The organism is Agrobacterium sp. OT33, from assembly GCF_017313365.1.
GTDB classification, from domain to species: domain Bacteria; phylum Pseudomonadota; class Alphaproteobacteria; order Rhizobiales; family Rhizobiaceae; genus Agrobacterium; species Agrobacterium rhizogenes_A.
Genome location: NZ_JAFLMZ010000010.1, coordinates 175443 through 193125, shown reverse-complemented (window position 1 = coordinate 193125; position 17683 = coordinate 175443). Strand labels below are relative to the sequence as shown.

General features: G+C 61.0%; 14 protein-coding genes and 2 pseudogenes. 13 read left to right on the top strand and 3 right to left on the bottom strand.

The genetic code is table 11. The features are described 5' to 3' along the window. Positions 1–284: 284 nt before the first annotated feature. A pseudogene (locus JZX88_RS22935) lies at positions 285–626 on the bottom strand (outer membrane protein); the annotation flags it as partial. 58 nt (positions 627–684) lie between these two features. Continuing rightward, positions 685–2223: pseudogene (locus JZX88_RS22930) on the bottom strand (IS3 family transposase). A gap of 214 nt (positions 2224–2437) precedes the next feature. On the opposite strand from JZX88_RS22930, the gene JZX88_RS22925 reads away from it, so the two are divergent. From JZX88_RS22925 to JZX88_RS22865, 13 genes are all read left to right on the top strand, one after another. Continuing rightward, positions 2438–3226 carry an SDR family NAD(P)-dependent oxidoreductase gene (locus JZX88_RS22925; RefSeq protein WP_246753534.1) on the top strand — a complete coding sequence of 263 codons (789 nt, stop codon included), beginning with the start codon at positions 2438–2440 and terminating at the stop codon, positions 3224–3226. Positions 3227–3275: 49 nt separating this feature from the next. Then, entirely contained in the window at positions 3276–4532 is a 1257-nt protein-coding gene (locus JZX88_RS22920) for an ABC transporter substrate-binding protein (protein ID WP_206914848.1), read from the top strand. Between the two features lie 69 nt (positions 4533–4601). Further along, positions 4602–5510, top strand: coding sequence for a branched-chain amino acid ABC transporter permease (locus tag JZX88_RS22915; protein ID WP_206914847.1), 909 nt, complete (start codon positions 4602–4604; stop codon positions 5508–5510). Then, positions 5507–6565, top strand: coding sequence for a branched-chain amino acid ABC transporter permease (locus tag JZX88_RS22910; protein ID WP_206914846.1), 1059 nt, complete (start codon positions 5507–5509; stop codon positions 6563–6565). The genes JZX88_RS22915 and JZX88_RS22910 overlap by 4 nt, the downstream gene beginning before the upstream one ends. Next, positions 6552–7310, top strand: a complete 759-nt coding sequence (locus JZX88_RS22905) for an ABC transporter ATP-binding protein (protein WP_206914845.1) — start codon at positions 6552–6554, stop codon at positions 7308–7310. The genes JZX88_RS22910 and JZX88_RS22905 overlap by 14 nt, the downstream gene beginning before the upstream one ends. Continuing rightward, entirely contained in the window at positions 7307–8026 is a 720-nt protein-coding gene (locus JZX88_RS22900) for an ABC transporter ATP-binding protein (RefSeq protein WP_206914844.1), read from the top strand. The genes JZX88_RS22905 and JZX88_RS22900 overlap by 4 nt, the downstream gene beginning before the upstream one ends. Positions 8027–8114: 88 nt before the next feature. After that, positions 8115–9098, top strand: coding sequence for a thiamine pyrophosphate-dependent dehydrogenase E1 component subunit alpha (locus JZX88_RS22895; RefSeq protein WP_206914843.1), 984 nt, complete (start codon positions 8115–8117; stop codon positions 9096–9098). Continuing rightward, entirely contained in the window at positions 9091–10065 is a 975-nt protein-coding gene (locus JZX88_RS22890; protein WP_206914842.1) for an alpha-ketoacid dehydrogenase subunit beta, read from the top strand. The genes JZX88_RS22895 and JZX88_RS22890 overlap by 8 nt, the downstream gene beginning before the upstream one ends. A 10-nt stretch (positions 10066–10075) precedes the next feature. Next, on the top strand, positions 10076–10873 hold the full coding sequence (locus JZX88_RS22885) for an enoyl-CoA hydratase/isomerase family protein (RefSeq protein ID WP_206914841.1): 798 nt from the start codon (positions 10076–10078) through the stop codon (positions 10871–10873). A 4-nt stretch (positions 10874–10877) separates the two neighbouring features. Then, positions 10878–12155 (top strand): dihydrolipoamide acetyltransferase family protein, encoded by a 1278-nt coding sequence (locus JZX88_RS22880; RefSeq protein ID WP_206914840.1) that lies wholly within the window; start codon positions 10878–10880, stop codon positions 12153–12155. An 8-nt stretch (positions 12156–12163) separates the two neighbouring features. After that, a complete protein-coding gene (locus JZX88_RS22875; RefSeq protein ID WP_206914839.1) occupies positions 12164–13336 on the top strand; it encodes an acyl-CoA dehydrogenase family protein in 1173 nt (390 codons plus the stop codon). Between the two features lie 9 nt (positions 13337–13345). Further along, positions 13346–14893 carry an AMP-binding protein gene (locus JZX88_RS22870; protein ID WP_206914838.1) on the top strand — a complete coding sequence of 516 codons (1548 nt, stop codon included), beginning with the start codon at positions 13346–13348 and terminating at the stop codon, positions 14891–14893. A 17-nt stretch (positions 14894–14910) separates the two neighbouring features. After that, complete coding sequence (locus JZX88_RS22865) at positions 14911–15537, top strand: TetR/AcrR family transcriptional regulator (RefSeq protein ID WP_206914837.1); 627 nt, start codon at positions 14911–14913, stop codon at positions 15535–15537. Between the two features lie 433 nt (positions 15538–15970). On the opposite strand, the gene JZX88_RS22860 is transcribed toward JZX88_RS22865, so the two are convergent. Then, positions 15971–17680 (bottom strand): carboxylesterase family protein, encoded by a 1710-nt coding sequence (locus tag JZX88_RS22860; protein WP_246753533.1) that lies wholly within the window; start codon positions 17678–17680, stop codon positions 15971–15973. Positions 17681–17683 lie beyond the last annotated feature (3 nt).

The following is a 17683-nucleotide window of genomic DNA, read 5'->3' as shown; positions in this document are numbered from 1 at the left end:
GAACCAGGTGCGAACAGATCAGAAGTCTCTTTGGATTTGCAAGTTGCTTTAGAAAATCAGCTTCGCGTTTACCGCTGTCATCGAAATCTGAGCTCATCACCACCATCCCTCATAACCGCTAGTGGAACGATAGAACATATTCGTGTGATCTTATGTTCGAACTTATTGCGATATGTTGTGGAGCCTATTGCGTTACGACGGAGCTGCCACCCTCGCGGGGGGGGTATAGCGAGGGCGGCAGTCAGCATCTGAAAAGCAGCTATCGAGTGATCGGTCGCTACTGATCAGAACTTGTAGCTGGCGCCGAAGAGCACCTTGTGCTGGGTGGCACCGAAATCTCCGATGCTCGAGCCGAAGTCTTTGCTGCCGAAGTCCGAGTAACGATATTCTCCGCGCACCAGGATGTTGTCGGTGACGGCGTGCTATACACCACCACCAGCGGTCCAGCCGATAAGGATGTCGTCCTTCTTGCCGGCGCCCGGAACATCGACCTTGGCACCTGCCGCGGCCACACCTGCCGTCGCGAAGAGCAAGGTCCTGTCCCAGGCATAGCCGACACGACCGCGGCCCGACGCATCCCACTCCACAGTTGCGTCGCTGCCGTCTTCAAAATTGTAGTTGAAGTCTGTTGGTTTCCATGCGGAACTGAGCCGGTTGGGGGTGCGGATAAAAAGTTGGACTGCTTCATAATTCAAGGCCGAGGCTCTTACGATATTCGACCGGGCTGAGCGATCCCAGTGATATCTTTATACGCTTCTCATTGTACCAGCGGATATAGGCATCCACCTCGGCGACGAACTGTTCGATTGTAATAGCCTTCCAGTCTCGGGGATAGAAGAGCTCTGTTTTCATCCGGCCGAAGAAGCCTTCGCAGGCGGCGTTGTCTTGCGAGCAACCCTTTCGGGACATTGAACGAACCAGTTTCGCTTCGCTGATCCGTGTTAGCCAGCCGGGCCAGCGATAATGAGCTCCGCGATCGGAATGGACAATTGGCCGTTCCTCTGCTTCGGTCACGGTCTCAATGGCTGCATCAAGCATAGTATTGACCAGCTCCGCATCTGGTTGCGTTCCAATCGACCAACTGATGACCATGCCGTCGAAGCAATCGATGATAGGCGAAAGGTAGACCTTCCCGGCTGGGATCTGGAACTCGGTGATGTCTGTCAGCCACTTCACATTCGGCGCTTTTGCATGGAAGTCGCGATTGATCAGGTTGTCAGGGGCCGGACTGATTTCTCCCAGGTACGATCCGAAACGCCGTCGGCGCGGTCGGGCAACGACCAGTTGCTCCTGCTTCATCAAGCGCTGAACAACCTTTTCCGAGATTATCATGCTCTGTCTGGCCAGGGACGCCTGTAGTCTCCGATAGCCGTAGCAATGACGGTTCGCTTCAAAGATTTCCGCAAGGCTGTGGCGGACGGCGGCATACTTGTCTGCCAGACACATGCGCGTGCGATGGTAAAAGTAGGAGCTTCGGGCAATTCGTAGCTGGGCGAGCAGTTCTGGCAAGCGGTAAACTTCCTTTAGGGCGTCAATTAGCTGCGTCTTCTCCCGATTACTCAGGATCAGCAGATCGACGCCCAGACCTTTTTTTAAGAGTTCGTTGGCCTTCTTCAGGAGATCATGCTCGAGTTGCAACTAGCGGACATCACGCTGTAGAGCTTCAAGCTGTCGCTCGAGTTCCTCACGTTCTGGCGCTTTGGAGTTGGCTTTGCGGCGTTTCATGGATGAAGAAGCCTCATGACCGAGTAGCTGGTCTTTCCAGCTATACAATGTCGGTCTTGAAACGCCCAGCCGATCAGCTACCTGCTGAGCGCTTTCATCTCCACTGCATAGTCCGATGACCCCCGCTTGCCGGACCTCCTCGGAATAGCCAGGGTGCCAAGATCGACCAATCATTGATGCTCGCGTCTCCGGAAAGGCCTCCCGAACCCATGCGGTCAAGGTTCCTCGACCGGGATAACCCAGCGCTCGCATTGTCGCGGAGATGCAACGATCATGGGTGCGGTAATGCTCAAGTGCCGCCTGCTTCTGACTCTCGGAATACTTCGGCGCGCGAGCTACCGGCTGAATACGCAGGTCGAGATGTTGTACGTATTCGCGGTACCAGCCCCTTAGCGCATTCTTTGTGGGATAACCCAACTGGCGAATGGTCCCGTTAAGTCGCTTGCCAAGCCTGATGTAAAGCTCAACGGCTCGAAGTCTGTCTGCGTAGGAATACATGAACTACCTCCTGGTGGTCCAAGTTTTCGTCCGCATCCCCTTATCTGCCTAACCGGCTCAGTTCTGCGTGGAAACCAACATCTCAACGGACTGGATGCGGCGACGTCGTGGCTCCCATGCCGGCCATTGATGATCTGAGATCCATAAACTGAATATTGACTCACGATTCATTTTATCGCATGAGTAAGCGGCTAAATGCTTTTGGGAGGAGGCGATGACGGATGATGGGGGAACGATGGCTGGACGGATTGTCGCCATCACCGGCGGCGGCAGCGGGATCGGTGCAGCCTGTGCCGAAACGATCGCAGCGCGCGGTGCCCTCGTTGCCGTTTTGGACATCAATCCCGATCAGGCACGGCTGGTTGCCGAGCGCATCGACGGCAAAGCCTTTCTCCTGGACGTGACCGACGAGCACAACGTGATCTCGGCCATCGAGGCCGTGGAGCGCGAAATGGGGCCGATCTCCGGCGGCATCACCTCTGCGGGCATCGTCCAGACACCGGTTCCGCCGCAGGACCTCGATATGTGCGTCTACGATCAGGTTTACGCGATCAACCAGCGGGGAACCTATCTTTCTCTGCGAGAAATGGCGCGGCACATGCTGCCGCGCCGAAAGGGTAGCTTGGTCGCCATCAGCTCCGTCACGGCACGCCGCTCCACGCCCCTGCATGCCTATGGGCCCGGCAAAGCCGCGGTCAGCAATCTCGTCGCCGGACTGGCCAGCGAATGGGGCCGGGCGGGTCTCCGCGTCAACGCGGTCGAGCCCGGCTATACGCGCACTCCCGGTTTGCAGGCGCAGATCGATCTCGGTCAGCGCGATGTCGCTCTCATGGAAGAAAATTCAGCGCTCGGCCGGCTGGTCGAGCCCGGCGAGATCGGGGCTGCGGTGGCGTTCCTGCTTTCGGACGACGCTTCTGCCGTGACCGGACTTTCGATGGCGGTCGATGCGGGATTTTACGGCGCGGGCTCCTGGGCACCCTATGGGGGCGTGCGCGAACATTGATCAGGCCTCTTGAGGAGGAGGCTTTGTGAACCTGTTGGAGGACAGAACAATGACTTCGAAACACCTGAGTTTGACCCGCCGCCACTTCATGGCGGCCACCGGCTCGGCGGGTTTGGCTACCCTTGCCAGCCCGTCGATCCTGCGTGCCCAGGGGGCGGTCATCAAAGTCGGCATGCCGACCATCCTGTCGGGCCGCGTGGCGATCCTCGGAGAGACCGCTTCAGTCGGCGCCAGGATGGTGATCGACGCGGTCAATGCGGAGGGCGGGATCGACGGACGCAAGATCGAGCTTGTCATACGCGATACCAAGGGTAAGCCCGATGAGGCGGCCCGCATCACCCGCGACCTGATCAATAACGACAAATGCGAACTGATCCTCGATGGCGAGGCCTCCGGCGGCAGTTTCGCCGTGCATGAGGTGATGCGCGACACCGGGCTCTACTGCATGCATTCCATCTCGGAGGCCTCGGCGCTTAGCGCCGATCCCAAGAACCACGCGCACTGGATCTTCCGGTCGGGACGTCAGGGCATCCATGACGCGATCGCCGGGGGCCTTTATGCGGCAGGTCTAGCAAAGAACGGGGTCAAGCGCTGGGCGGTATGTTCGCCCGATTATTCCTACGGCCGGGATACCACGGCGGAATTTCGAGAGTTCCTCTCGGTTTTCGCCCCCGACGTTCAGTTCATCGGCGAAACCTGGCCGAAGGCCTTCCAGCCCGATTATACCGAGAACATCACCAATCTGCTGAACATGTCGCCGGACGGCTTGTATACCTGCCTTTGGGGCGGGGATCTCGTCGCCTTCTTCGACCAGGCAAGTCTTTACGGCCTGTTCGACAAGTTCCAGACGGTTGCCGTCAACATGGGCGATGCGCCGGTTCTCGAAGCGATCAAGAACTTGCCGGCGGGCATCCATTCCGGCAACCGCTACCACAAGGACGTGCCGGACACACAGGCCAACGAGGATTGGAACACGGTGTTCCGCAAATCCGGCAAGCTGCCGACGAACTGGGGATGGCAGGCTTATACCGGGGCGCGCTTCGTGGTCGAGGCCTTGAAGGCGACCAAGGGCGACACCAACCGCGACAAGCTCGCGGACGCCACCCGCGGCCGCAAGATCGACAGCCCGCACGGCGTCGATGGCACCGTAACGATGCGCGAAGGCGACAACACGCTGATCGGTTATGCGATCGGTTACGGCAAGACGCTGGCCAAGGCCCCTTATCTTTCGGACTTCCAGCCGACCTCCTGGGATCTCATCCTGGAAAACGAGACCGAGTGGAAGAAGCGCAAGAAGTACCTCTGACGCCTTCTGCCGCCGCCCGCCGACTTCGTCGCGGGTGGACCTTTTCTCCTTGATTGGAAGCTGGACGGAATGTTCAATTTCGATGCCTTATTCACCTGCCTCGGGGCGACCTCCTGTCTGGTGACGCAGGTCACCACCGGGCTGATCATCGGGATGCTGCTGTTTCTGGTGGCGTCCGGCGTGACCCTGATCTTCGGCGTGCTGAAAGTGGTCAATTTCGCCCACGGCGCCTTCTATATGATCGGCGCCTATACGGCCTATTCCGCTTATGCCCTGTTCGGGAATTATTACCTTGCCGTGCTGGCCGGGGCGCTGAGTGCCGCGGTGATCGGCATCCTGTTCGAAAACCTAATGATCCGCCGGGTCTACAAGGAGAACCTGCTGATGCAGCTTCTCGTCTGTTACGCCTTCGTCCTCATCTGCGACGATGCCGTCAAGATGATCTGGGGCGCGGAATATCTGGCGATGGGTATTCCCGCAGAATTCCGCGTGCCGCCGATCCGGTTTGCCGGCGGCGTCGTGCCGCCCTTCTATATCTTCCTGGTGGCAACCTCGCTCCTGGTCGCGGTGATCTGCCTTCTTCTCATCACGTACAGCCGCTTCGGCAAGATCGTGCGGGCGGCGGCGGCCAATGCGACCATGGTTTCGGTGCTCGGAATCCGCGTGCCTCTCTATTTCGCCGGACTTTTCGGGCTTGGCTGCGCCTTGGCCGGCATGGCGGGGGCACTGGCGGCACCGGTCAGGTCACTGACGCCGGGCATGGGCTTGTCGATCCTCATCGACAGCTTCATCGTCACCGTCATCGGCGGCATGGGCTCCATTCCGGGCGCTCTGCTGGCCGCCCTCGTGCTTGGCCTGACGCGCTCGTTCGGCAGCATCGGCTTTCCGCTGTTCGTCGACGGGGCGATGTTCACGATGATGGTGATCATCCTGATCTTCCGCCCGCAGGGCCTTCTCGGCGAAAGGGCGGTGCGATGAAAAGCCTGAGCCCCTTTGCGCGCGATTGCGCAATCGCAGTCGTCTTTTTCGTAGCTCTTCTGGCACTCGGCGTGATCTTTCCCAGCCTCTGGCTGATGGACACCCTGACCGCGCTGTTTGCCAGCGGCCTGCTTGCCATGTCTCTTCATCTGCTGGTCGGCTATACGGGGCTCGTCTCCTTCGGCCATGCGGCCTATTTCGCCGCCGGCGGTTATGTTTTCGGCATGGTGCTGCAGGCCGATGGTTTCGTCGCAAGCGCCGGTGCCTTTTCGGTCCCGCTCGCCATTCTTGCGGCCTTCGTGTCCACCGGGCTTTTCGCGCTGATCGTCGGGCTGATCTGCGCCCGGCTGTCGGAAGTCTATTTCGCCTTCCTGACGCTGGCCTTCCAGATGCTGTTCGTCAGCATGATCCAGGGACTGGTGCAGTTCACCGGCGGCGACCAGGGGCTGGTCGGCGGCATTCCGCGCCCGGCTTTCCTCGGCATCGACCTGACCCAGAGCACCCACCGCTACGCCTTCTGCGCCTTCCTGTTCACGGCCGGCGCGCTCGCCATCCGGCTGGTGACGCAAAGCTCGTTCGGCTATGCGATACGCATGGTGCGCGACAACGAGCGGCGCACCGCCTTCCTCGGCGTCAACACCTATCGGGTGAAGGTCGTGTCCTTCACCATCGCCGGCTCGATCGCGTCGCTCGGCGGCGTGATCCTGGCGATCTTCACCTCTGCGGCCTATCCCGAATGGGCGTCGTGGTCGAATTCCGGCGAGGCGATCTTCATGATCATGCTCGGCGGCCTCAATGGCTTCCTCGGCCCCCTGGTCGGCGCGATCGCCATGCGGGCGATCAGCGACGTGACGCTGCTGTACACAACGCATACCGACCTCGCCAAAGGCCTGGTCATCCTGTTCGTGGTGCTGATCCTCAAGCGCGGCATCCTGGATTTCGCCATGGACCTCGTCGGAAACCGTAAGGCACGCGCTGACAACGACCGCGCCAAGGCGCTGCATGTCAAAGACGAGCCTCGCCGCACCGGGGAGGACGCCAATGTTAAGGCTTGATCACCTGACGAAGAGTTTCGGCCGGCTTGTCGCGACCAACGACGTGTCGCTTGGTTTTCCGAGCGGTTCGCTCAGCGCCATCATCGGCCCGAACGGCGCCGGCAAGACGACGCTGTTCAACCAGATTACCGGGCATCTGGTGCCGACAAGCGGCGCGATCGTTCTCGACGGCGAAACCATCACCGGGCTGAAGCCAGCGGCCATCGTGCGCAAGGGGATTGGCCGGGCGTTCCAGATCGCCAGCATCTATCCGAGCCTGACCGTCCGGGACGCGCTGGCGGCGGCGGTCACCGCGCATCTCGGCGCCTGCTACAGCCTCGCCTCCGCCTTTCCCCGCAGGGATGTGTCCGTGCGCACCGACGAACTGGTAGAACTGCTCGGCATGGAGCGGGTGGCGCACCGGCTGTCGGGGGAAATCTCGCACGGCGACCAGAAGCTGCTCGACGTCGGTCTGGCGCTGGCACTCCAGCCGCGGGTGCTGATGCTGGACGAGCCGGCGGCCGGCATGGGGCCGGAGGAGCGCTGGCAGATGATGGACACCGTCAAGCGGCTGTGGAAAAGCCAGAACATGACGCTGATCTTCATCGAGCACGATATCGACCTGGTCTTCCAGACGGCCGAGATCATCCACGTGCTGCGCTACGGCGCGGTGCTGGCATCCGGCACGCCGCAGGAGATCAAGGGGCATCAGGAGGTCATCGAGGCCTATCTCGGCAAGGAAGACGATATCGAGGTGGCACGATGAGCGAGACGCAACCCATTCTCGATGTACAGGGCATCAATGTCTTCTACGGCGCATCCCACATCCTGTTCGACGTATCATTGCAGATCGCCAAGGGCCGGACGCTGGCGCTTCTCGGCCGCAACGGTGCGGGCAAGAGCACGACGATGAAGGCGATCATGGGCGTGGCACCGATCCGCTCCGGCACGATCCGCTTTTCCGGTGACAGGATCGACGGTTCCGCGCCGCATGTGGTCGCCCGCAAGGGTCTCGGCTTCGTGCCGGAGGACCGGCAGGTGTTCATCGACCATACCGTGGAAGAGAACCTGCGCATCGCCGCCAAACGCGGCATGGGCGGGCGCGCGGAATGGACCATCGACACCATCTACGACGCCTTTCCGCTTCTGGCGAAGATGCGCCAGCGCAAGGCCGGCATGATGTCGGGCGGCGAGCAGCAGCTGCTGTCCATGGCGCGCTGCCTGATGGGCAATCCGGATCTCATTCTTCTGGACGAGCCGTCGGAGGGACTGGCGCCGATCATCGTGCAGGAGATCGGCCGGCTGATCCGCACCTTGCGGGGCACCGGCGTCACCATCGTTCTCGCCGAGCAGAACATGCATTTCTGCCTCGGCATCTCCGAAGACGCCGTGATCATCGACAAGGGACAGATCGTCTATCGCGGCACGATCGAGGACCTGCGCAGCTACAGGGATGTCGCCAACCGGTATCTGGCCATCTGATCGGGTCCCGACCACGACGATTTACGCAAGGAAAATGAATCATGAGCCAGGAAACTAGAATTATTACCATCGCGACGAGGCGGGGCCTATGACCAGGCGCAACGAGCCCGTCGAGGCCTTGAAGGCCATCTACAAGCGGGCGCTGATGATCCGCCATGCGGAAAAGACGCTGCAAGTGCTGTTCGCGGACGGCAAGGTACCGGGCTTCCTGCACCTGTCCATCGGCCAGGAAGCGGTCGCGTCGTCGATCTCGGAATGGCTGCGCGAAGGCGATACCGTGTCTTCCAACCACCGGGGCCACGGGCATACGCTGGCCAAAGGCGTCGATCTGGAAGGCTTTTTCGCCGAAATCCTCGGTCGCGCGACGGGCATTTGCGGCGGACGGGGCGGCTCGATGCATGTGGCGGATCTCAGACTCGGCATGCTGGGAGCAAATGGCATCGTCGGCGCCGGCCTGCCGATCACCACCGGCAGCGCACTGGCCCTCAAGATCAAGGGACAGGGCGATATCGCGGTGGTCTATTTCGGCGACGGGGCCTTGGCCGAAGGGCTCGTGCACGAATGTCTCAACATCGCCAAGCTCTGGTCCCTGCCGATCCTGTTCGTGTGTGAAAACAACGGCTGGTCCGAGTTCAGCCCGACCCACAAGCAGATGGCGGTCAAGCTCGCCGATCTCGCCCAGGCCTTCGGCATTGGATACCTGGCCGCAGACGGCAACGATATCGTCGCCGTCCATGAGGCGGCCGGAGAGGCGATCGGCCGCGTCCGGCGCGAGACGATTCCGTTCATTCTCGAATGCCGGACGACGCGCATTCGCGGCCACTACGAGGGGGATAAGCAGGACTACCGCCCGGACGGCGAAGCCGAGGAAATGGCCGGACGCGATCCGCTGGCGATCGCGGTTCAGAGGCTGACCGAACTCGGCGTGGAGGTCGGTTGGATCTCCGACACGCAGGCGCAGGTCGAAGCGGAAAACGCCCGCGCGCTCGACGCCGCGATGGGCGCGCCGATGCCCGATCCTTCCAGCCTGCTCGACGACGTCTACACACCGGAGGCCCTGTCCCATGGCTGAAACCCGCTATGTCAAAGCCGTCACCCGGGCGCTGCAGGACTCCATGGCCGCCGATTCGCGGGTCATCCTGATCGGCGAAGACATCGCCGCCGCGGGCGGCTCGTTCAAGGCCACGCGCGGCCTGCTCGAGGAATTCGGAGCGGCACGCGTCTATGACGCGCCGATTGCCGAAGCCGCAATCACCGGCATCGCCGTCGGCGCGGCACTGTCGGGGCTCAAACCCGTTGCCGAGATCATGTTCATGGATTTCGTAACGCTATCGATGGACATGATGGTCAACCAGGCGGCGAAGGCTCGCTACATGTTCGGCGCGCAGGGCTCGGTGTCGATGGCACTGCGCACGCCGCACGGCGGCGGTCTTTCCGCCGGACCCCAGCACTCGCAATGCCTCGAAGCCTGGTTCGCCCACATTCCCGGGCTGAAGGTCGTGGTTCCCGCGACCGTCGAGGACGCCTACAGCCTGCTGCGTGCGGCGATCGACGATCCCGATCCGGTCGTCGTCGTCGAGAACAAGTCGCTCTACGCGCTGAAAGGCGAGCTTCCGGACGCCCCGGCTCCGGCCCGGATCGGCGAAGGCGCGATCCGCAAACCGGGTACGGATGCGACGCTGGTTGCCTATGGTGCCATGGTCTGGACCGCACTTTCCGCCGCCGAGACGCTGGAAAAAGACGGGATATCGGTCGAGGTCATCGATCTCAGGTCCATTCAGCCCTGGGACGAGGCGCTGGTCCTGTCGAGCTTGAAGCGCACGCACCGGCTGGCGATCGTGCACGAAGCCGTCGAGGCGTTCGGGGTCGGTGCAGAGATCGCGGCGCGCATGGCGCATGTCGGTTTCGATGAACTGGACGCACCGATTCTCCGCGTTGCCGCTCCCTTTTCCCCCGTGCCGTTCAGCCCGGCACTCGAAAATGCGTGGCGGCCGACGGAAGAGAAAATCATCACCGCCGTGCGGCAATTGCTGGCCTAAGGAAGAACCAATGTCCAAAGAGCAGTTTTCCACTCCCTCGCTCGTCTGCGGTATCGACGGCCCCGTCGTGACGGTGACCCTCAACAAGCCGCAGACCCTGAATGCCCTCGACATGGGCGTGATGGCGGAACTCAATCAGGTTCTCGACCGGATCGAAAAGGATGCGGCTATCCGCGTCGTCATCTTCACCGGTGAAGGGCGTGCATTCGTCGCCGGCGGCGATATCGCCGATCTTAGCTCGCGCAAGGCGCTGGCCCATTACAACGAATTCGCCGAGGAAATCCACAAGCTGCTGCGGCGGATCGAGACGCTCGACAAGCCGACCATCGGTGCGATCAACGGCTTTGCGCTCGGCGGCGGCACCGAGCTTCTGCTGACGCTCGACCTGCGGCTTCTGTCAGATCGCGCCAAGCTGGGGCTGCCGGAAATCAAGCTCGGCCTGTTTCCGGGTGCCGGCGGCACGCAGCGCATCCTGCGGCAGGTTCCCTCCTGCCGAGCACGCGAACTGATGTATCTCGGCGAAATGATCGGGCCGCAGGAGGCCGTCGAGATCGGGCTTGCTAACCGCGTCGTGCCGCACGAGACGCTAATGGATGAGGCGAGAGCGATGGCGAACAAGCTGGCGGCCCAGTCTCCTGCGATCCTCAAGCTTTTGAAGCGCGTGCTGATAGATGGTGCCGACATGCCGCTCAGCGCGGCGCTGCGCCACGAGCAGGCGGTGATCGGCCTCGTCCTCGACAGCCACGATGCCCATGAAGGCTGCAGCGCCTTCCTGGAAAAGCGCCCCGCGGCCTTTCGGGGAGAATGACGTCATGGCTGACATCGTGATGCCAAAACTCGGGCTGACGATGACGGAGGGTACGATTGCGGCCTGGTATCGCCAGCCCGGAGAAACCTTCGTCAAGGGCGATATCCTCTTCGAGGTCGAAACCGAGAAGGTGACCAACGAGATCGAAGCCGCCTCGAACGGCCAACTTGAAACGATCCTGCATGCGGAAGGGTCGGTGGTTCTGGTCGGCGAACCGATCGCCCGGATGATGCTGGAGGGTGAAGCCCCGACGCAGGCCGCGAGCGCACCCCTCGTCTCGATGCCGGAAAATCCTACATCGCGGCATGCCCCTTCAGCCCGAAAACTGATGGCGGAGCACGACATCGATCCGGCCAGCGTCGTCGGAAGCGGCCGCGATGGACGCATCATGAAAGGCGATATCCTGCGGGTCATCGCAACCCCTCTGGCGCGCCGGATCGCCCGCGATACTGGCAAGGATCTGCAAGTGATATCGGGAACCGGCCCGGCCGGCCGTATCAAGGCCGCCGATGTTCTGGCCGCACAGCCAGCAGCGGCGCCAACACCAAACGACGTCACACACGAAACGACATCGCCAAAGATCACGGTTCCGGACGCGCTACGGATGGCGACCGCGCGCCGGGTGCAGGCGGCCAAGCGCGACATTCCGCACTTTTACGTCAGCCGCGACGTCAACGCAGGTCCGCTTTTGCACTTGCGGGCATCGCTGAACGCCGAGACCAGCACCCGGCAAAAAATGTCCGTGACGCATCTTCTCGTCAAGGCGCTCGGGCTGGCGCTTCACCGGCATCCTGCTCTCAACAGTATCTGGTTGCCCGATGGCATCATGACGCTGCCCGAGATAGGCGTTGGAATCGTTACCGAGACGCCGGGCGGATTGCGCATTCCGGTGCTGAACGGCGCAGACCATTTGCCGCTCGATACGCTGGCCGCGACCTGCGGTGTCCTTCTCGACCGTGCCCGTACCGGACGCCTGCGAAATGCCGACGTTTCCGGAGGTGCAATTTCGATCTCCAATGTCGGCATGTTCGGTGCCGGCAGCCTCACGCCGATCATCGGCCCACCGCAGGCGATGATCCTCGGTGTCGGCGCCGAGCAGCAGGCCTTCCGACCTGCCGCCGACGGTAACCCCGAACTTCGCCGGGAAATCAATCTCACGCTCGCCGCTGACCACCGTCTAATCGATGGCGCGGATGCAGCCCGTTTCCTTTCCACCCTGACCGAGTTGCTCGAAAATCCGCTGGATCTCCTTCGTGCACCGGAATCGCGCCAGACCCTTTAGGAGCAGCAATGAATTTCGACATCAACGACGAACAGCAGATGATGCTGGACACAGCGCGGCAAGTGGGAGAGCGCTTCGGGCTGGAATACTGGCGCGAAAATGACAAGAAGAAGGCCTATCCGCAGGAGGTCTGGCAGGCGATCTGCGATGCCGGCATCGCCGGGACCATGATCCCAGCTGAACATGGCGGCGTCGGGTTGGGTCTTCTCGATCTGGCCCTGTGCATCGAGGAACTCTGCAAGGCTGGAGCCGGATCGACGCTCGCCCAGATGTTCATGCTGAACCCGGTCTTCGGCGGCGTCGCCGTCGATCGCTACGGGACGGATGCCATGAGACGCGACTGGTTGCCTGCGATGTGCGAGGGCCGCATGACCTTCTGCATGGCGCTGACCGAACCGGATGCCGGCACCAATTCGCTGGCGCTCAAGACCCGCGCCGACCGGGTCGAGGGGGGCTGGTCGATCAAGGGGCAGAAGATCTGGATCACCGGGGTGGCCAATTCCCAGAAGATGCTGGTTGTCGCACGCAGCACGCCGGCCTCGGAGGCGGTCAAGAAAACTTATGGGATCAGCCTGTTCATGGTCGATACCGACCGCGAAGGCATTACCCATACCGAGATCGAGAAGGTCGGCACCAACACGCTGCCCTCCTCCGTCGTCTATCTCGACAACGTGTTTGCCGCCGACAGCGAGGTGATCGGCACAATCGACGAGGGTTGGGCGCAGCTTCTCGACATCCTCAATTCGGAACGCATCGTCACTACGGCAGGGCTTGTAGGCGCCGGCCAGCTGGCAATCCGCCTCGGCGTCGATTATGCCCGCGACCGCAAGGTGTTCAACGGCAAGCCGATCGGCAGCTATCAGGGGCTGCAATTTCCGCTTGCCCAAACCTGGGCGGAACTGGAATCGGCCAAGCTGCTCAACCTCAAGGCCGCCAGCAATTTCGATCGCGGCCTGCCTTTCGCGTCGGAAAGCAATGCGGCCAAGCTGATCGCCGCCCAGGCTGCCTGCAACGCCACCGAACAGTCCATGCAGGTGATGGGCGGAATGGGCTATTCCAAGGAGTATCATGTGGAGCGTCTGTGGCGCGATGCGCGGCTGTTCCGCTTCGCACCAGTCTCGGAAGAGATGATCCTGAACTATATATCGACAGTCAATCTGGGCCTTCCCCGGTCCTACTAGGAAAAACCGATGTTCAACCTGTCGCGATATGTCGCCCGCAACGCGGAGGCGTCGCCCAATGCCGAGGCCGTGGTCTATCAGGACATTCGTCTCGACTGGCGAAGCCTCGATGCCCGTGTCCGCCATCTGGCCTTTGGCCTGAAGCAACGCGGCATCGGAGAAGGCTCAATCGTCGCGCTGCTGATGAAGAACAGCCTCGCCTATCTCGAGCTTATTTATGCGATCGGGCATATCGGCGGCGTGGTTCTGCCGCTGAACTTCCGCCTGTCGGCGACGGAGGTCACCTATATTGCGACGCATGCGGGTGCGCAGCTCATCCTTGCCGACGACGCGTTTGCGTCCGCCGCCGCGGATTGCGGAGTTCCGGTCATCACGGTCGACGAGGCGGGGCAGCGGGATATCGGCGCGATGCTGGTGCCGGTGGACGGCGGTCGGAAAACAACGGATTTGGTTGCGCGCGGACGGGACGATATGTTCCGGTTGATGTACACGTCAGGGACGACCGCCCGGCCGAAGGGCGTCGTCCATACCTACGACAATTATTACTGGAAATGCTACGATCACGTGCTGTCGCTTGGGATCGACACCGCCACCCGGCTGCTCATCGTCGGCCCGATGTACCATGTCGGCGGCTGCGATCTGCCGGGGCTTGCCGTTCATCTCGCCGGCGGACTGATCGTCGTGCAGCGCGATTTCGATCCGCGCGGCGTACTGGAGACGATCGCCCGCGAGCGGATCGACGGGATCTGGCTGGCACCGGTGATGACCAACGATATTCTGGCACTGCCGGATGCCGATCTCGGGCAGTGCGATTCGCTGCGCTGGTGCATCGCCGGCGGCGAACGCACGCCGGAATCGCGGATCCGCATATTTATCGAGCGGTTTCCCTCGGCACGCTATATCGATGCCTATGGCATGACGGAAACCTGTTCGGGCGACACGATGATGAATCCCGGCCGCGAGCTGGACAAGATCGGCTCGGTCGGCCGGCCGCTGCGCTTCGTCGAACTGGAAATCCGCGACGACGACGGCAATCGCCTTCCCGCCGGCGAAGATGGTGAAATCTGCATGCGCGGGCCGAAGGTGATGCGCGAATACTGGCGCGATCCGGAGACCACCGCTGCCGCCTTTCACGCCGACGGGTTCCTGCGCTCCGGAGACGTTGGACGCGTCGATGACGAAGGCTTCCTGTTCATCACCGACCGGCAGAAGGACATGATCATCTCCGGCGGCGAGAACATCGCCTCTTCCGAAGTGGAGCGGGTGATCTACCAGCATCCCGCCGTCAAGGAGGCGGCGATTTTCGCCCGACCGCATCCGCGCTGGGGCGAAATCGCCGTCGCGGCCGTGGTGCTGGCAAAGGGTGGCCGGCTGGATCTCGCGCAACTCTCGGAGCACTGCCAGAAATCCCTGGCAAAATTCAAGTGCCCGAAAGATCTGGTGTTTTTGCCGGCACTGCCTCGCAATCCGTCCGGAAAAGTGCTCAAACGAGTTCTGAGGGACCTTGATGGCCAAGGCCAACTCACGACGGCAACGGATAATACGGATCAGGTCTAGACATGGTGAGAGGGGTCTTGAACCGGCGGGGAGAGCGCCGCCTGTCAAGGGACGAGAAGGCCAAGCTGACGCGGGAAAGCCTGCTTGCCGCCGCCTGCAAGGTCGTCGCTGCGGAAGGATATTCCTCCGCATCGATCGCCAAGATCGCTGACACTGCCGGCGTGGCGCAGGGCACCTTCTACAACTACTTTGCCGATCGCCAGGCGCTGTTCGACGAACTTCTGCCTTATGAAGGCCTACGCATGCTGACGACCGTCGAGGCGACGGCCCGCAAATCGGCGCCGGGCCTTTTGCGGGAACTGACCCGGTTCAATGAATTCCTGCGCTATGTCGCCGACAATGACGGCTTCTACCGGGTCCTTTACGAGGCCGAAGTGTTTGCGCCCGCCGCCCATCGCATCCATATCGCCAATATTGTCTCGGGATACCGCCGCTCGCTGAAGCGCGGCATTGCGGCCGGACTCCTTACCGACCTGACCGATGACCAGATTGACTGCATTATTTATCAGCTTCTTGGAATGCGGGCCTACTCCGCGATGCAGATCCATTATGAAAAGGATGCCGGCAAGAGGGCACGAATCATTGAGGATGCGATGTATGTGTATGAGCGCATCATCCGGGCAAGCCTGCTGGTGGATCGGTGACACAAAAGGGCGGCACGCTCTTCCATCACTCCTTAAATATCATTGGACCGAACTGCGCTCACCTACGCAAATGGTGATCTGATCTGGCAGCCAGAGCTTGCCCGATGTGTCAGTGGTAAAACATTCGGTGCCTGATTACCCTTCGTGCAAGGGAAGAATGTAGGCTTCCGCCCTTGCAAAGAATTTAGATGCGGGCCATGCCAGCCAAGGCCTCGGATACGGTTTGTCGTGGCAGTAAACGTCCTCGTATTTTGCTCAACGGCCAGAGCTGCTCGAGGAGGATATTGTTGCGCCCGAGCGCTTTTTCCGCAGCCCCATCGAGATGGCAGTCTCACTTTTTCGGGCACGGCAGTAACGTCGATAGTGGCGGACTGCGATCCTTCTCCTCTACCGAAATACCTAAGATTTCGGGCTCCGCCGAAAGCGTTAAGTCTCAGCGATTTGGCTCGCCTCTGACATCTGCTTCGGTCATTCCTATCCCTTCCAGGACCTTCTTGCGCAAATACGCATCTCGCGTGGGGTAGATCGTCGAGGTTCGCATAGCGGCGCCGCCTTCGTGGAAGCGAAGGAACTGTCCACCAGATTGTGGCGTTACCTGCCCCCAGTGGGGGACGTCGTTGCCGTTCGGATCGCCGGTCTTGACGAAGTTCGAGAGATAGCTCAAAGCGATGTCACGCATCGCAAAATCCGGGTCGGTCCAAGGCAATTGGCCGGGCTTGTCAGCGCGGATCGATCCATTAAAATACCAGTTGTCGCCAGCGTGCCATGCGCGCCGAAAACCCTGGTCCTTGCCCGGGGGCCAGTGATCCCAATAATAAAGATAGACGTTGGACTTGCTGTGCGCCTTTGCGTATTCAGCTCCGACCCGCACATATTCGAACATGTAGTCATTCAGCATACGCAGCGAGAGTCGGTAGGCTTCGGACGGATCATCGGTTGCGTAGAGAGGAAATACCTTTTCGTCTACATTCCCGACCTGATGCGGACGAATGGCGGAAAGCATGGCTTTCTCCTGCTCCTCCCGCGTCATCTTCAGATCGTTGGGGCGCAGGCCGGTGTATTCGTCTGCGGTCTGGCCGATGATGATATCAAGCCCGTCGAAATCACCCGGCTGTAGCAGGTTAACGGAATCACGCGTGTAGACGTAGTCGTCGATGGTGAAGAACTGGTTCGTGGCGACGGCACCCGCCATCACGCCGAACAGCGTTTCCTTCCCGCCCTCCCATTTTTCCAGCCAAGCATCACTGCCAATGCTCCGTAGGTCAGCGAGAGTTGTTTCCCTGCCAAAAAGGTTATCGATCGCCTTCTGATTATCCTGCGACTTTTTCGAGAAATCGACGACCTTTCCGGGCAGGAAGCCGGTGAAGCTCGACTGAATGAATGCTCGCTTGAACAGACCCTTGGCCAATGGCGTCCTCAGTAACGCCACCGTGTTTTCGCCGCCCGCCGATTGTCCGCCGATCGTCACGGTGGCCGGGTCGCCGCCGAAGGCGCCGACATTAGCCTGTATCCATTTCAGCGCATCGACGAGATCGAGAACGCCGAAATTCCCCTTCGGCCCGCTTGGATTTTCCTTGGCCATCTCAGGCAGGGATAACCAGCCTAAGGCTCCGAGACGGTACTGGACCGAAACGACAACAACGCCCTTCGCAGCCAATTGCGCGGCATAGAGGTCTTTCATTGCAGCGGAGCCTAACCGGTTAGCGCCGCCATGGATCAGCATGTAGACCGGCAGACGATCAGTCGTATGCTGGGCGGGCGTCCAGATCGAAAGGTTCAATCCGTTGTCGCTGATCGGTATCTCGCTCTGCTTGTTGACGTCCTGAAGTATCTGATCGCCCCACTTGTCGGCCATCAGAACGCCTTCCCACGCCTTCACCGGCGGCGCTGGTTTCCAGCGGTTCTCACCACTGACATTGCCGGCGAAGGGAATTCCGAGGAATTGCGTGACGCCGGGCGTGTCGCTCGGCACACCCTGTACCTTTCCACCAGTGACGGATGCTTCGATAATCGGTGCGGCGTGCGTCATCTCGCCGAAACCTTGTCCGAAGGTCATGAGGGCACCAAGCGCAAGACCCTTCGCCGCTCGACGGAGTTCGGCCGACTTTTTGAAATTCGTTGTTTTTTTCACGATCTTCTCCAAGGA

Excerpts from the sequence above, each read along its gene's own strand:
- JZX88_RS22885 (WP_206914841.1), top strand. The coding sequence starts at position 10,076 with ATGTCCAAAGAGCAGTTTTCCACTCCCTCGCTCGTCTGCGGTATCGAC.
- JZX88_RS22870 (WP_206914838.1), top strand. The coding sequence starts at position 13,346 with ATGTTCAACCTGTCGCGATATGTCGCCCGCAACGCGGAGGCGTCGCCC.
- JZX88_RS22900 (WP_206914844.1), top strand. The coding sequence starts at position 7,307 with ATGAGCGAGACGCAACCCATTCTCGATGTACAGGGCATCAATGTCTTC.
- JZX88_RS22895 (WP_206914843.1), top strand. The coding sequence starts at position 8,115 with ATGACCAGGCGCAACGAGCCCGTCGAGGCCTTGAAGGCCATCTACAAG.
- JZX88_RS22915 (WP_206914847.1), top strand. The coding sequence starts at position 4,602 with ATGTTCAATTTCGATGCCTTATTCACCTGCCTCGGGGCGACCTCCTGT.
- JZX88_RS22910 (WP_206914846.1), top strand. The coding sequence starts at position 5,507 with ATGAAAAGCCTGAGCCCCTTTGCGCGCGATTGCGCAATCGCAGTCGTC.
- JZX88_RS22875 (WP_206914839.1), top strand. The coding sequence starts at position 12,164 with ATGAATTTCGACATCAACGACGAACAGCAGATGATGCTGGACACAGCG.
- JZX88_RS22925 (WP_246753534.1), top strand. The coding sequence starts at position 2,438 with ATGACGGATGATGGGGGAACGATGGCTGGACGGATTGTCGCCATCACC.
- JZX88_RS22880 (WP_206914840.1), top strand. The coding sequence starts at position 10,878 with ATGGCTGACATCGTGATGCCAAAACTCGGGCTGACGATGACGGAGGGT.
- JZX88_RS22890 (WP_206914842.1), top strand. The coding sequence starts at position 9,091 with ATGGCTGAAACCCGCTATGTCAAAGCCGTCACCCGGGCGCTGCAGGAC.
- JZX88_RS22905 (WP_206914845.1), top strand. The coding sequence starts at position 6,552 with ATGTTAAGGCTTGATCACCTGACGAAGAGTTTCGGCCGGCTTGTCGCG.
- JZX88_RS22920 (WP_206914848.1), top strand. The coding sequence starts at position 3,276 with ATGACTTCGAAACACCTGAGTTTGACCCGCCGCCACTTCATGGCGGCC.